17 protein-coding genes, 2 tRNA genes and 1 rRNA gene are annotated in these 12,332 nt (G+C 47.4%); 14 read left to right on the top strand and 6 right to left on the bottom strand.

The window, feature by feature from the left end; translation table 11 throughout:
* Window positions 1-10: 10 nt before the first annotated feature.
* From rrf to F6I03_RS09340, 5 genes are all read left to right on the top strand, one after another.
* A 5S ribosomal RNA gene (gene rrf, locus F6I03_RS09320) occupies window positions 11-126 on the top strand.
* 10 nt (window positions 127-136) lie between these two features.
* A tRNA-Asn gene (locus F6I03_RS09325) sits at window positions 137-210 on the top strand.
* 17 nt (window positions 211-227) lie between these two features.
* Window positions 228-300 (top strand) — tRNA-Thr (locus tag F6I03_RS09330).
* 137 nt (window positions 301-437) lie between these two features.
* On the top strand, window positions 438-1,793 hold the full coding sequence (locus tag F6I03_RS09335) for a GntP family permease (RefSeq protein ID WP_070431536.1): 1,356 nt from the start codon (window positions 438-440) through the stop codon (window positions 1,791-1,793).
* Window positions 1,794-1,997: 204 nt separating this feature from the next.
* The gene (locus tag F6I03_RS09340) at window positions 1,998-3,092 is read left to right on the top strand and encodes an aminotransferase class I/II-fold pyridoxal phosphate-dependent enzyme (protein ID WP_070431569.1); all 1,095 of its coding nucleotides are present in this window, start codon (window positions 1,998-2,000) and stop codon (window positions 3,090-3,092) included.
* 58 nt (window positions 3,093-3,150) lie between these two features.
* Here F6I03_RS09340 and F6I03_RS09345 read toward each other — a convergent pair whose 3' ends face one another.
* From F6I03_RS09345 to F6I03_RS09370, 6 genes are all read right to left on the bottom strand, one after another.
* The gene (locus F6I03_RS09345) at window positions 3,151-3,753 is read right to left on the bottom strand and encodes an ABC-2 transporter permease (protein WP_070431537.1); all 603 of its coding nucleotides are present in this window, start codon (window positions 3,751-3,753) and stop codon (window positions 3,151-3,153) included.
* Entirely contained in the window at window positions 3,734-4,618 is an 885-nt protein-coding gene (locus F6I03_RS09350; RefSeq protein WP_070431538.1) for an ABC transporter ATP-binding protein, read from the bottom strand. The genes F6I03_RS09345 and F6I03_RS09350 overlap by 20 nt, the downstream gene beginning before the upstream one ends.
* Window positions 4,615-5,001, bottom strand: coding sequence for a GntR family transcriptional regulator (locus tag F6I03_RS09355; RefSeq protein WP_070431539.1), 387 nt, complete (start codon window positions 4,999-5,001; stop codon window positions 4,615-4,617). The genes F6I03_RS09350 and F6I03_RS09355 overlap by 4 nt, the downstream gene beginning before the upstream one ends.
* 151 nt (window positions 5,002-5,152) lie before the next feature.
* The gene (locus tag F6I03_RS09360; RefSeq protein WP_070431540.1) at window positions 5,153-5,350 is read right to left on the bottom strand and encodes a TA system antitoxin ParD family protein; all 198 of its coding nucleotides are present in this window, start codon (window positions 5,348-5,350) and stop codon (window positions 5,153-5,155) included.
* Window positions 5,351-5,352: 2 nt separating this feature from the next.
* On the bottom strand, window positions 5,353-6,327 hold the full coding sequence (locus F6I03_RS09365) for an SPFH domain-containing protein (RefSeq protein WP_371325725.1): 975 nt from the start codon (window positions 6,325-6,327) through the stop codon (window positions 5,353-5,355).
* A gap of 210 nt (window positions 6,328-6,537) precedes the next feature.
* On the bottom strand, window positions 6,538-6,846 hold the full coding sequence (locus F6I03_RS09370; RefSeq protein WP_070431541.1) for a hypothetical protein: 309 nt from the start codon (window positions 6,844-6,846) through the stop codon (window positions 6,538-6,540).
* Window positions 6,847-6,966: 120 nt separating this feature from the next.
* On the opposite strand from F6I03_RS09370, the gene F6I03_RS09375 reads away from it, so the two are divergent.
* The 9 genes from F6I03_RS09375 to yidD all read left to right on the top strand — a co-directional run bounded on the left by F6I03_RS09375 (window position 6,967) and on the right by yidD (window position 12,158).
* Entirely contained in the window at window positions 6,967-7,260 is a 294-nt protein-coding gene (locus F6I03_RS09375) for a GNAT family N-acetyltransferase (protein ID WP_070431542.1), read from the top strand.
* A gap of 86 nt (window positions 7,261-7,346) precedes the next feature.
* Window positions 7,347-7,778, top strand: coding sequence for a universal stress protein (locus F6I03_RS09380; RefSeq protein ID WP_168160486.1), 432 nt, complete (start codon window positions 7,347-7,349; stop codon window positions 7,776-7,778).
* A gap of 259 nt (window positions 7,779-8,037) precedes the next feature.
* Complete coding sequence (locus F6I03_RS09385; RefSeq protein WP_070431544.1) at window positions 8,038-8,934, top strand: LysR family transcriptional regulator; 897 nt, start codon at window positions 8,038-8,040, stop codon at window positions 8,932-8,934.
* A 142-nt stretch (window positions 8,935-9,076) separates the two neighbouring features.
* The gene (locus tag F6I03_RS09390; RefSeq protein ID WP_070431545.1) at window positions 9,077-9,268 is read left to right on the top strand and encodes a hypothetical protein; all 192 of its coding nucleotides are present in this window, start codon (window positions 9,077-9,079) and stop codon (window positions 9,266-9,268) included.
* A 511-nt stretch (window positions 9,269-9,779) separates the two neighbouring features.
* Window positions 9,780-10,358: an alkaline shock response membrane anchor protein AmaP gene (gene amaP, locus F6I03_RS09395; protein ID WP_070431546.1), complete on the top strand. Its 579-nt coding sequence runs from the start codon at window positions 9,780-9,782 to the stop codon at window positions 10,356-10,358.
* 17 nt (window positions 10,359-10,375) lie between these two features.
* Window positions 10,376-10,591: a DUF2273 domain-containing protein gene (locus tag F6I03_RS09400; protein ID WP_070431547.1), complete on the top strand. Its 216-nt coding sequence runs from the start codon at window positions 10,376-10,378 to the stop codon at window positions 10,589-10,591.
* Window positions 10,592-10,671: 80 nt separating this feature from the next.
* The gene (locus F6I03_RS09405; protein ID WP_070431548.1) at window positions 10,672-11,121 is read left to right on the top strand and encodes an Asp23/Gls24 family envelope stress response protein; all 450 of its coding nucleotides are present in this window, start codon (window positions 10,672-10,674) and stop codon (window positions 11,119-11,121) included.
* A gap of 151 nt (window positions 11,122-11,272) precedes the next feature.
* A complete protein-coding gene (locus F6I03_RS09410; protein ID WP_083290626.1) occupies window positions 11,273-11,854 on the top strand; it encodes a DJ-1 family glyoxalase III in 582 nt (193 codons plus the stop codon).
* Window positions 11,847-12,158 (top strand): membrane protein insertion efficiency factor YidD, encoded by a 312-nt coding sequence (yidD, locus tag F6I03_RS09415; protein WP_070431550.1) that lies wholly within the window; start codon window positions 11,847-11,849, stop codon window positions 12,156-12,158. The genes F6I03_RS09410 and yidD overlap by 8 nt, the downstream gene beginning before the upstream one ends.
* The last annotated feature ends 174 nt before the right edge of the window (window positions 12,159-12,332 follow it).

Consider the following 12,332-nt stretch of genomic DNA (forward strand, 5'->3'; position numbering starts at 1 on the left):
TAAAAAATTGTGCGGTGGTAATGGCAAGAAGGTCACACCTGTTCCCATGCCGAACACAGCAGTTAAGCTTCTTAGCGCCGAATGTAGTTGGGGGTTGCCCCCTGTGAGACTAGGACGCTGCCGTGCAGTTTATTATTCCGCAATAGCTCAGTTGGTAGTAGCGCTTGACTGTTAATCAAGATGTCGTAGGTTCGAGTCCTACTTGCGGAGTTTTTGTTTTATAGTTTGCTGCAGTAGCTCAGTCGGTAGAGCGTCGCCTTGGTAAGGCGGAGGTCGTGGGTTCAAATCCCATCTGTAGCTTGATTTAATGGACCTAGTGAAAGCTAGGTCTTTTTTATTCGAATAAATTTATGGCGAGTAAAGCGGTCATGTTCGCAATTTGTTTTTTTATTTGATAGACTAAGTTAGAATGGATAACTTAATATAAGGAGATTTTTATGGAAATTATTGGATTTATTGGCGTTTTAGCCGCCATCTGTTTGATTATCCTCTTTTCTGCTAAGGGGCTCAATATATTAATTGGAGCGCCCCTAGCGACAATGGTAGTCTTAATTACGAATCGCATGAATGTTCTGGAGTGGATGTTGAGTCCTGAAACATCCTATCTTGCTTCAGTGGGTGATTTCTTTGTTAGTATGTTCGCGCTTTTTATTTTGGGAACGATTTTATCCCAGTACATGCAAGATTCTCATGCGACAACGTCGATTGCTCGGACGGTCCTAAAGATTGTAGGACGCGATAAGCCCTTTAATGCGCTCTTTGCCTTGGCTTTAATTGGGCTCTTGATTTCCTATGGGGGGATCAATTCAGTAATTGTTTATTTCGCAATTATCCCAATCGCCCACTCGGTCTTTAAGGAATTGGACATTAACTGGCGCTTGATCTGTATTCCTGTTTTCTTAGGGGTGGCTTCGATTACTATGACCATGTTGCCAGGGACCCCTTCACCAACCAATGTTATTCCAGCTGAGGCCCTTGGGACGTCAATGACAGCTGGGAAATTACTCGGTTTTGGCGCTTCAATTACAGCCTTTATATACGGGGTAGCCTATATGAAGTATCGTCTGGACAAGAGTTTGGCCAATGGTGAAAGTTTCTATTCCTACTTAGAAGATACGGACCAGGACTTGCCAGACCCTGATGAATCTGACCTCGATGAAGAGGAAGTCGATGATGCGGATATTCCTCCCTTCTTCTTGAGTGTCTTGCCGATGCTGGTCTTAATTGTTATTATTTTCATGTTCAGTGAAGTGACCAATATTGTTGTGATTGCTCTCTTAGTGGCGGTCTTACTCTGTGCCCTTGTCTTCAGAAAGTACCTGAATACTTCGGATAAGGAACTCTTGAATGAGGGGGCAGCAGATGCGGTAATGCCTACCCTTGCTATGGGGAGTACGGTGGCCTTCGGGACAGTTTTAATTGAGTCGACAGGCTTTAACTTTATTGTGACCTTCCTAAATAGTGTCTTGGCTAATCCAGTTTTACGCTTAACGATTGTTTCTATTGCCTTGGGTGCCATTACAGGATCTTCTTCGGGAACGGTGGGGATCTTAGTGAACACCATGGCACCAGAGATTATTGCGGAGGGGGTCGACCCTGTAGTAGTCCACCGGATTTCAGGGGTCGCTTCTTCGATCTTTGCTCTCTTACCGCATGCTGGGGCCTATATTACCTTCAGCTCATTGACCCACCTGCCTCAGAAGTCGACCTATCGTGATTCTTTCGCGATTGTCGGAGGCTGCCATTTCGTTGGCTTGCTGACAATGTTAGTGATCACTTTCTTCTTCTATTAAAATTTAGGATGACAGGACTCCTTACTGCCCTGTGAATCAAGACCACCCTAGCTTATTATGGATCAGCTAGGGTGGTCTTTTTATGCTAGGCCTAATAGGTATTGATCGTTTACAGCGAACAGTGGTGTTCACTTATTGATCGCTTTTAGCTAGGAATTACATGCTATGATAAATGATAAATATAGAGAACAGGGGCAGATGATTATGAGACATATTGAAACGATTTTGGCGCAGTTAGGTAACCACAGCGATCCACGGACGGGAGCGATTAATACGCCCATCTATCTGAGTACGGCTTATGCCCACCCGCATTTGGGGGAATCCACTGGTTATGACTATGTGCGGACGGCTAATCCAACTCGAGATGTCTTACAGGCAGGGATTGCAGAGCTTGAAGGGGGCCAATATGGCTTTGCAACGGCTTCAGGTATGGCAGCTATCCAATTAGTCTTGGAAGGGCTCTTGCAGGCTGGAGACCGCATTGTGACGCTTCAAGACCTCTATGGGGGGTCTTACCGCTACTTCCACCATATGGAAGAATTAGGGATCTATCAATTTGAATACTGTTTGGACCAGGACGCTTTGGATGAGGCCTTAAAGGAAGAAGCTGCGATGGTCTTTATTGAGACGCCAACCAATCCTTTGATGGTGGAATTTGATATTGAGCTGATTGCTGAACGCGCTCACGCGGCAGGGGCCCTCCTGGTGGTGGATAATACCTTCTACACCCCGCTTATCCAGCAACCGCTGAAGCTGGGGGCAGATGTTGTGGTGCACTCTGCCACGAAATACTTAGCAGGGCATAATGACGTCTTAGCAGGTCTCGTGGCCTGTTCGCGCGATGACTTGGGCGAAAAGCTAGACTTCCAGTTGAATACGACAGGGGCAACGCTGAGTGTCTTTGATTCCTGGTTGGTCATCCGGGGTTTGAAGACCTTGGCCCTTCGCTTCAAGCAGCATGAGAAGAATGCCCGTGCCGTTGTGGACTATCTCAAGGAGGAGCCCCTGGTGACGGCCGTGAATTATCCTGGTCGTGGCGGGATGCTGTCCTTTGCCATTAAGGATACGGCCTTGATCAGTGATTTCCTCCAGGCCCTCAAGATTGTAACATTCGCTGAGAGCCTGGGTGGGGTGGAGAGCTTGATCACCTATCCTAAGACCCAGACCCATGCGGATATTCCGGAAGATATCCGGCTCTCCTATGGCCTGACAGATGAAATTTTACGGATTTCCACGGGGATTGAATCTGATGAGGACTTGGTGGCTGATTTGAAACAGGCTTTTGACGCTGTACGTTAAGCCCTATAGAAGAAAAAAGGAAGCCAAAGCGAAAACTTTGGGCTTCCTTTTTTGTGCGCTAAAGATCTTTTTGCCGGTAGTAGTTGATGGATAAGAAGAGGGAGAGCCCCCAGAGGCAAGCGCAGACCAGGTAAAAGGCAATGAGCAAGCTGGATTCGGAGAGGGACTGGAGCCAGATGATGACCTGTCTGCCGCCCCCTAATGATTTCATGAGCCAGGGGCCGATGGTGAAGCTAGCAAACCAGATCACCATAAAAATTAGCAAGGAGACCCGCCTTCCCAAGAAGAGATGGAGGGGGAAGAAGAGGGCGACTACCAGCAAACTCAAGAAGAAATAGAAGATGACCTGGCTGAAGGGATAAGTAGGGGTTAGGAGGTTGAGGGCATAACCGAAGAGGAGCAGGCTCGTCGTCGCTGCCATAGCGAAGAGGTAGTGGGCGAGGATGTATTGGCTCCGGCTGAGCGGCAGAGAGTTATAGAAGACCTGGTCCGTCGCATTCTCCGTGGATAGGCACATGATCGCGCCGTAGAGGCTGATAAAGGGGAAGAAAGAGCGGGACCGGTCCCCGCTTAGGGTGAAACTGAAGAAAGTAGCGATGACAAGTAAGATAAGTAAAAATTTCCAGGATTGGAGCCAATCCTTATAGATCAAGGCTTTCATGAGAATCTCCTTTCACGGTGTGGTACATAATATCCTCTAGGCTGGCTTCTTCAATCATAACTTGCTGGCCATATAATTCTTTTAGGGCCTGGGCTTCTTGGCTGAGCGCTGTAAAGTGATAGGGGGTCACTTGGACGCCTTCTAGGAGGCTTTGGCTATCAGGCTCTTGCAAGAGCTCAAGCGGCCCCTTGACGAGCCGGTAACGCTGGCTGATGTCCAAAGCGGAGGCGTTAAAGACGACCTGTCCCTGGTTGATAAAGACAATATAATCCGCAATTTGTTCAAGTTCCTGGGTATTGTGACTAGAGATCAGAATGGTGGTCTCCCCATCCAACATTTCCTCTTGCAAAATATTTAGGATCTCCCGGCGGACAACCGGGTCTAGGCCCGAACTTGGCTCATCCAAGATAATTAAATGAGCCTGGTGGGACAGGGCAATGGCTAGGGCTAGCTTGAACTTCATCCCCGTGGAAAAATCTTTAATCTTCTGGTCGACAGGGAGATCGAATTGGTCACAATAACGCGCAAAAAGGGCTGAGTCCCATTGACTGTAAGCCCTTTTGACGATGTTTTCTAAATTTTTGATCTTAAAGTATTCAGGGATTGGGTTCTCTGCATAAACAAAGCCAATCTGGTCCTTAATAGCAACCGCATCCTGGTCCATGGACTGGCCGAGAAGCTGGATGCGCCCCTGGTCGGCATGGATGAGTCCCATGATGAGCTTCATGGTGGTGGTTTTCCCTGAACCATTGGGGCCAATGAAACCTGTAATATAACCCTTAGGAATAGCTAAATCAAGCTTACCCAGCTGGAAAGATGGATAGGCCTTGGTCACTCCTTCTAAATGAATAGCTTGGTCGGTCATGATGACGATTCCTCCTCTTCAAAAAGCGACTGCAATATTGGATAAAGGTCCTTGGCGTTGAGGCCTAACTTGCGCGCGCTACGGGTCGCTTCCTGCAAGTAATGGTCTAACTTCAAGCGTTCTTGCTCCTGTAAGAAGTCCACATTCAAGCGGGCGACAAAGGTTCCTTTGCCCGGTATGGACTGGACGAAACCTGCTTCTTCCAGCTCTTCATAAGCTCGCTTGGTAGTAATAATCGATACTTTGAGGTCGCGGGCAAGCTGCCTTAAGGAGGGCAGTTGCTGGCCCGGCGCCAGGCTGCCCTTGAGGATTTGCCCTTGGATTTCTTGGACAATCTGCTGATAGATTGGTTGGCCACTGGATGACGACAATAGAATGTGCATAAAATCTCCCACTTAAAAACGTATATATACGGTATATACAGTATAGTTGAATAGATTAGAGAAGTCAACTGAAAAGCCAGCAGAAACTTTGCCTGTTCTGCTGGCTTTTTGCATATGTTGATAGGATTTGTAAGGATCAAAGGCATATTGCCTAGTCCAATTCAGGTTCAAAGTGGTCGTCTTGGCTCTCGGACACGTACTTGCCATTCTTCTTGTGCTGTTTGACGCAGGCGGTGAGAAGATATTCGATCTGGCCATTGATCGAGCGGAAATCATCTTCTGCCCAGGCTGCGAGCTCTTGGTAGAGCTTGTCGGAAATCCGGAGGGGGACTTGTTTCTTCTTCGCCAAGTCTAATAGAGGCTCCCGGAATTGACAATGGGTGAGACGTCGTTATTTCCGCATAAGACGACGAGAAGGTTGGAGACCATGGCGGCCTTGCGTTCTTCATCGAGTTCGACGACAGACTCTTCTTCTAGCTTGGCCAGGGCCATATCGACCATGCCGACTGCACCGTCCACAATCATAGCCCGGGCATCAATCAGGGCAGAAGCTTGTTGGCGCTGGAGCATGGCAGCTGCGATTTCTGGGGCGTAGGAGAGGTGGGTGATCCGGGCTTCGAGGATTTCTAAGCCAGCAAATTCTACCCGTTCTTGGATCTCATTCTTAATCCGTTGGGCAACAATCTCCGAAGACCCGCGCAAAGAGCCATCGTCAGGTTCTCCGTCCCCACTGGTGTCGATAGGAACACGCGGGTTAACGTCGTAGGGGTACTGGCGGATGATATTGCGCAGGGCGGTATCTGTTTGCAGGGAGAGGTATTCCTTGAAGTTATCGACATTGAAGACCGCCTTGGCGGTGTCGTTGACCTTCCAGATGACAGCTACCCCAATCTCAACCGGATTGCCCAGGTAATCATTAATCTTTTGCTTGGAATTATTGAGGGTCATGACCTTCATCGAGATCTTCTTATCTTGGCGGTTGAGGTTAAAGCTAATGGCTTCCTTATCTTGACTCGTCCCGCTTGCTTGCTCACTGACATCCCCACTCTGGCCTAGTTTGGTCTGGGCTGCGGGGTTAAAGGCCTGGGCGAAGGGGTTGACATAGTAGAAACCCGCGCCTTTGAGCGTCCCGTAGTAATGGCCAAAAAGGGTCAGAGCCAGGGCTTCCTGGGGTTTGAGGACCTTGAGGCCAAAGAGTAAGATCCAGGCAAATGCAATATAGATGGCGGCTAGGGCAATCACAAAGCTCACATGATGGTTGACGCCCCAAATAAAGGCGAGGACAGCGATGACTAAGAAGACAAAATAAGCGGTCAAGACAAGCATGCCCTTCTGCTTGCCGACGAGCACCTTCTCTTCAATCTTATCGCTGTGGTCCAACTGCTGGCCGAGTTGGTCAATTTGGTTCTGGTTCTTCTTCATTGATAAGTCCTCCGTTTCTTTATGATATCATTATGATATCACTTTAATTTAGAGAAAACAAGTAAAGCCCTAGAAAAGAAAAACTCCAGCTGGGAAGGGAGCTGGAGAATCTTCTTATGCTTGGTGGTAACGGATGGCGGCTAGCTTGAAGGCTTCATAGCTGTCGTAGGGGCTGTGACTAGCAATGACAGGGTCTAGCTGGTCGCTGGGTAAGGCTTCCATAGCTTCCAGGCTGTCCACTCCGACTTGAGCCAGGAGGTCGCCCTTGGAAACCAAACTGGAATGCCCTTGGAGAAAGTCATTGCTGAAGAGCTGGGCCAGGTCAGACTTGGCCGCTTGGGGCTTAGCTTTGCCCTTCTTTTGAGCCAGGTCAAAGCGGTCGCCGAAGCCTTTGATTTGTGTAATATCGAATTTAAATCCCATTTGATTGCCTCCTTTATTCTAGTATAAGCTCTCCCAAGGCAAAAGCAAAGGGGGCAAAGCTCTGACGAGGCAATTGGGCTAAAAGATGTTAGAATAGGACCTAGAAAGGAGCGATGTCGAATGGCTAATGAAATTGTCAAAGAAAACAACGCTTATGTAATTCGTTCAGAAGAAGGCGAAAAAATTGCTGAGATTACGTATTCCCCAGCTTCTGAGGACTTTGTGATTGCTGACCACACCTTCGTGGATGAGAGCTTGCGCGGGCAAGGGATTGCAGGTAAGCTGCTGGACCACTTGGTAGCTGAGATGTCCAAGGAAGGCAAGCAAATTAAGGCCCTCTGCCCCTATGTGGTCCGTAAGTTCCAAGAAAATCCTGAAAAATACGATGCCATTAACTTTGATAAGAAAGATTAATCCGGCAGTATAGAAAGCGCTTGCATTTAACCGCTTTTGGGCTATAATAAATTTAGTAGAAAAATAAATAGCTCATGGAGGGGATTATGATGAAAGCAATCAAACGTATTCTAGCCCCTGTGGATGGGTCGACACCCGCCAAGGCGGCCTTAGAAGCAGCAGTTGACTTGGCAGAGCACCATGGTGCGGACTTGGTCATATTAAATGTGATTGATGACTTCGGCGCTTATACAGACGCTAGCGATTATACCAAGCTGAGCGATATCTTATACGATAAGAACCGGGTCAAATTAGAAGAAGACGAAGCTTATGTGAAGTCCCTGGGCTTTGACCGGGCAGAGATCGAGTTGCTCCGGGGAGAGGCCAAGGATGAGATTGTTTCTTATGCCGAAGCGCATGCTATCGACTTAATTGTTGTCGGATCGACTGGTAAGGGCAGTATTCGCCGGGCCCTCTTAGGTTCTGTTTCTTCCTACATCGTCCGCCATGCCCACTGCGATGTCCTCGTTGTTCGCTAAAGTCGGACATTTGGAATTTCGATAAGTCGTGTTCGCTTCTAGGTGTCAGTGCTTGGGATGTGCCCAGGCCAACGCGGGCCAAAAGACGATAGTAACAAGCTTTTGCAGCCTTTTCTTGCTTTCGATAAGCGGCTGAAAGGCAAGCAAAATCGGATAAGCATAGGGATTCCTCTTGAGGGGTCCCTATTTTTTTCTTGCGCAAAGGCGCTTATTTTTGTATAGTAAGTGGTGATAAGAAGAGAGGCAAGGGGTGCGACAAATGAATTTTCATAAATTAAAGTATGTGGTCGTGGCAGCAGATAGTGGGTCCTTCCGGGAGGCTGCTCGCCGCCTGTATATGGCCCAGTCTAGCTTATCGACAGCCATCAAAGAACTCGAAGAAGAATACCAAATCCAAATTTTTGAGCGGACCAAGCGGGGGATCTACATTACACCGGAAGGCAGCGAGTTTCTTTCCTATGCCCGGGATATCCTCTCCCAGGTAGATGTCTTAGAGAAGCGCTACCTGGAACCTTCTGGCAAGCAGATTTTCTCCGTGTCGGGCCAGCACTATGACTTTGCTTCTGAGGCTTTCTCCCAGTTGATTGCGGAAGCGGACACATCGCAGACGGACTTCCGCTTGTTGGAAACCTCGACCAAGGAAGTCCTCCATGATGTGCGGTCCGCCTATAGTGAATTAGGGATCCTCTACATGAATTCCAATAACCAAAAAGTCATCCAGCAGTACCTCAACCGGCATGAGCTGGACTTTGTGGAATTGGGGGAATTCTCAGTCCATATCTTCGTGGGCCACAAGCACCCTCTAGCCGACCGAGACAGTGTGTCTCTGGCAGACTTAGAGCCTTATCCTTCCCTCGGCTTTGAGCAGAAGGAGAGCAATACCCTGCAATTCTCGGAAGAGGTCATCGAAGGGGATAACAAGGACCAGCAGCAAATTATGGTCTCTGACCGCGGCAGCTCCATCAATGTCTTGGTCAATACCGAGGCCTACTTGATCGGGTCAGGGATCCTGAGCTCCCCCTTCAAAAGCATGATGCGGACGATTCCGGTGCGCGACCAGGAACCCAACCATATCGGCTATATCCATGCCAGCTACCGCAAGCAGTCTGAACTCGCCAAGCGCTATATTGAACTCCTGACAGCTATGGTGGATTAATTGTATATATCAAGTGATGCCCCCAAGACTTGGACGGAGTTTTGGGGGCTATTTCAATGGCTGGCAACTTATAGGCAATCGATTCAAATCCTTTGAAAGCGGTTCAAAGACCTGTTAGGATGAGGATATGAGGAGTGGTCAAATGAAAAAGAAAGCTATATTTTCACCCTTTGTTTTAATCCTTGATATTGGTATACTTGTTTTCTGGATTGTTTTGCAGGTTTACCTAGGATACTCCTGGAAAGAGGCTATATTTTCCGGATCAACTTGGTTGTTATTTCTAGCCGTTTTAGCATATGTTTCTAGCTTTATCAGGTATCACAAAAGGAAATGATTCCTTCGAAGTTTAATAAAGGGTGAAATTGTCTGGCAACTTATAGGCAATCGATTCGAATTTTTTGAAAGCGGTTCAAAGAGCTGTTAGGATGAGGATAAGAGGAGTGGTCAAATAAAAAAAGAAACCATATATTCACCTTTTGCCTTAGTCTTTGATATTGGCTTATTGGTTGCTTGGTTTATCTTACAAAACTATTTAGGTTTTACATTAAAAGGACTCTACTATCTCCCTTCACTTGGTTTTGCTCTTTGGCTGTTCTAACTTATGTTTATCAATTTATTAAGTACCATAAGGGTAAATAATTACTCTGACTTTAAGCTGCCGATAGGAGGCTGGGACAAAAGTTCCAGTCTCTTTTTATCAGGCATTTTCCGGCTTTTGGCGAATAGCTGCTTTAAATCCCAAAAAATACCCTTTTTGCAAGCGTATAATTTGTTCTTGTGGCTTGTATCCGTTAAAATGAAGGTATTAAGAAAGCAATATTTTGTTTCAGAGTGGAGGGATCTCAATGGGAGGCTTTCGTCGTTTTATCCAGATAGTCGTCACATTAATTTTTATTTTGGCCTTAGTCGTCGCCATTTCCTTGTTCTATCCAATTCCTTACCTATCCGCCTTTGCGATTAGTTATCTTGTAGGCAATTGGACCCTGCGTTTGGTGCTGGCTGTTATCTTAGGGCTGCTAGCCTTATATTGCCTTTTCCTGTTCTTCAGAGCTTTATTTGTTGCCAGCAAGCACCGGCGAATGATCATGGATGCGTCACGCGGGGATATGAATGTGTCTAAACAAGCCATCGAGGCAACGGCTTTGAGTGCGGTCAAGCATGTGGGGAATATCTATTATCCGGATGCTAAGGTGACCATCTACGATAAGCCCGAGGATACAGAGATTGATATCCAAGTGAGTGTCGGCGAGATGGATAATGTGCCTATGCTTGGTCAATTGATCCAAGACCGAGTTCGGGCAGCTGTTCAACGGACCTTGCACCTCGATGTCCACCGAATTGATGTTAAGATTAACCAAGTGAGCCCTGCAGAGAGTCGTCAAGCCAAACACTTGGCCCGGCCAGAGGCACCACGTGTTAGATAGTCAGGAGGAGTCAAATTATGGATAATGAACAAGTCAAGAAAGTTTGGGACCAATACAGTGGTCGGATTATTGGCGCAGTACTCGGCTTTATTTTCGCCCTCTTATGGATGAGCATTGGCTTCGCTGAAAGCTTGCTGATCTTTGTCGTGATGGGGGCTGCCTACTGTGTGGGCGCTTACTTCGATGGGGAGTTAGACCTCAATTCTTGGTTGAAATTCTTCAATATCAAGTGATATTGGTTTCATTCCGCAGAAATATTTGTTAGAGTGGAGATAGTGTTAGAGTAATAGTAATAAGTAAAGGAGAGTTATTAATGTCTGAACAAGTTCAACATGAAAATGAATTAACCTATGAAGATAAAGTCATCCAAAAAATTGCCAACTATGCCGTACAAAACATTGATGGTATCTTAGAATTAAAAGGTGGCATGACTTCAGGTATCAAAGGCTTCTTCTCAGATAACGGCGAAGATGAAACCCGTGGCGTAAGTGCTGAAGTTGGTAAGAAAGAAGTAGCTCTCGACCTTGAAGTGGTTGGGGAGTTCGGTAAAGACTTACAAAAAGCCTTCCAAGACACCATTAAAGTTGTCAGCGAAAACGTTGAACACATGACGGGCTTGAAGGTGGTTGAAGTTAACATGCACGTTAACGAAGTCTACACCAAGAGCGACTATGAAAAGAACAAGAGCGATAAAGAACGTGAACAAGAAGCACGTCGCCGCAAAGAAGCTAGCGACTACTCCGGTTCTTCACGCGTTCAATAAGATTTGAATGACTAGACATCAAGAGATGTCGAGAAGAGAAGCTAGGACAAGTCGCCTGGCTTCTTTTTTGCGCTTAAAAATCAAGAGTAGCTTTTCTTCACAAAGCGTCAGGGAAGGCCTATAATAAAGTTAAGTAAAGGAGGAATCTATGATGCGTGCAATGATTTTACTCGGAAGTGGATATGAAGAAGTGGAAGCTCTGACGGTGGTGGATTGGTTCCGCCGGGCAGGGCTGACGATTGATATGGTTTCTGTTTCAGATAATTTAGAGACAGTGGGGGACCATCAGATCCATATCCAGGCGGACAAGCGTCTGGCGGATATTGATGCCGGTGACTATGACCTCATTGTGACGCCAGGCGGGATGCCTGCTTCGAAACAGTTAGCTGCTGATTCGGCGGTCCTTGACCTGGTTCAAAGCCACCACCAAGCTGGCAAATGGCTAGCTTCTATCTGTGCGTCGCCGCTGATTTTAGAAGCTGCGGGCATTGCAGGAGAAGCTGTCGGGACTTGCTATCCCGGCATTGAAGAAGAAGTTCACTTCAAGGAACATAAGGAAGACATCGTAGTTGTTGATGAAGCGGCCAAACTGGTGACCTCGAGAGGGCCTGCGACGGCGACTTACTTTGCCCTCTACCTTGTAGAACGTTTTGCCGGTGAAGAAGCGGCCCATGACTTGAAGCAAGCCCTACTCCTCGACCGGGTAGAAGCGAGTCTAGCCGACCATGCTTAAGGCCCTTTTCCAAGCCCCGGTCCGTTTCTACCGGTCCTATATCTCGCCTCTCTTCCCGGCGACTTGTCGCTACTATCCCTCTTGCTCGGCCTATATGCTCCGAGCCTTGGACAAGCACGGGGCCTTGAAGGGGAGTCTGATGGGGCTGGGGCGGATCTGCCGCTGCCATCCCTTCATTAAGGGGGGCTTTGACCCAGTGCCTGACCACTTCACCCTCCGCCGTAACCGGGAGGACCTGTCAGAGGCTGAGCGAGCCCTCCTAATCCAAGCCAAGGCCCAGGAGATGGAAGACCAAGCCCTTTAGAAAATCCTAGTATTTTTTTCAAAAAGGGCTAAGAAAAAATTCACACTTAATTCACAGGGGACCCTTATAGTATAAGCATACCCAACAAACCCAAATAAACTTTTCTTCATATCTTTCTCCTCCAATTGAAAGATAGTCGAAAGAGGCTGAGCTGTGGAAAGGCCAGCCTTTTTC

The sequence above is a fragment of the Aerococcus sanguinicola genome (genome assembly GCF_008726925.1).
Lineage (GTDB): Bacteria > Bacillota > Bacilli > Lactobacillales > Aerococcaceae > Aerococcus.

Coding starts and splice junctions, on each gene's coding strand:
- F6I03_RS09340 (WP_070431569.1), top strand. CDS start 1,998: ATGAGACATATTGAAACGATTTTGGCGCAGTTAGGTAACCACAGCGAT.
- F6I03_RS09405 (WP_070431548.1), top strand. CDS start 10,672: ATGTCTGAACAAGTTCAACATGAAAATGAATTAACCTATGAAGATAAA.
- F6I03_RS09385 (WP_070431544.1), top strand. CDS start 8,038: ATGAATTTTCATAAATTAAAGTATGTGGTCGTGGCAGCAGATAGTGGG.
- F6I03_RS09350 (WP_070431538.1), bottom strand. CDS start 4,618: ATGACCGACCAAGCTATTCATTTAGAAGGAGTGACCAAGGCCTATCCA.
- yidD (WP_070431550.1), top strand. CDS start 11,847: ATGCTTAAGGCCCTTTTCCAAGCCCCGGTCCGTTTCTACCGGTCCTAT.
- F6I03_RS09365 (WP_371325725.1), bottom strand. CDS start 6,327: ATGCTTGTCTTGACCGCTTATTTTGTCTTCTTAGTCATCGCTGTCCTC.
- F6I03_RS09370 (WP_070431541.1), bottom strand. CDS start 6,846: ATGGGATTTAAATTCGATATTACACAAATCAAAGGCTTCGGCGACCGC.
- F6I03_RS09375 (WP_070431542.1), top strand. CDS start 6,967: ATGGCTAATGAAATTGTCAAAGAAAACAACGCTTATGTAATTCGTTCA.
- amaP (WP_070431546.1), top strand. CDS start 9,780: ATGGGAGGCTTTCGTCGTTTTATCCAGATAGTCGTCACATTAATTTTT.
- F6I03_RS09355 (WP_070431539.1), bottom strand. CDS start 5,001: ATGCACATTCTATTGTCGTCATCCAGTGGCCAACCAATCTATCAGCAG.
- F6I03_RS09400 (WP_070431547.1), top strand. CDS start 10,376: ATGGATAATGAACAAGTCAAGAAAGTTTGGGACCAATACAGTGGTCGG.
- F6I03_RS09335 (WP_070431536.1), top strand. CDS start 438: ATGGAAATTATTGGATTTATTGGCGTTTTAGCCGCCATCTGTTTGATT.
- F6I03_RS09345 (WP_070431537.1), bottom strand. CDS start 3,753: ATGAAAGCCTTGATCTATAAGGATTGGCTCCAATCCTGGAAATTTTTA.
- F6I03_RS09410 (WP_083290626.1), top strand. CDS start 11,273: ATGCGTGCAATGATTTTACTCGGAAGTGGATATGAAGAAGTGGAAGCT.
- F6I03_RS09380 (WP_168160486.1), top strand. CDS start 7,347: ATGATGAAAGCAATCAAACGTATTCTAGCCCCTGTGGATGGGTCGACA.
- F6I03_RS09390 (WP_070431545.1), top strand. CDS start 9,077: ATGAAAAAGAAAGCTATATTTTCACCCTTTGTTTTAATCCTTGATATT.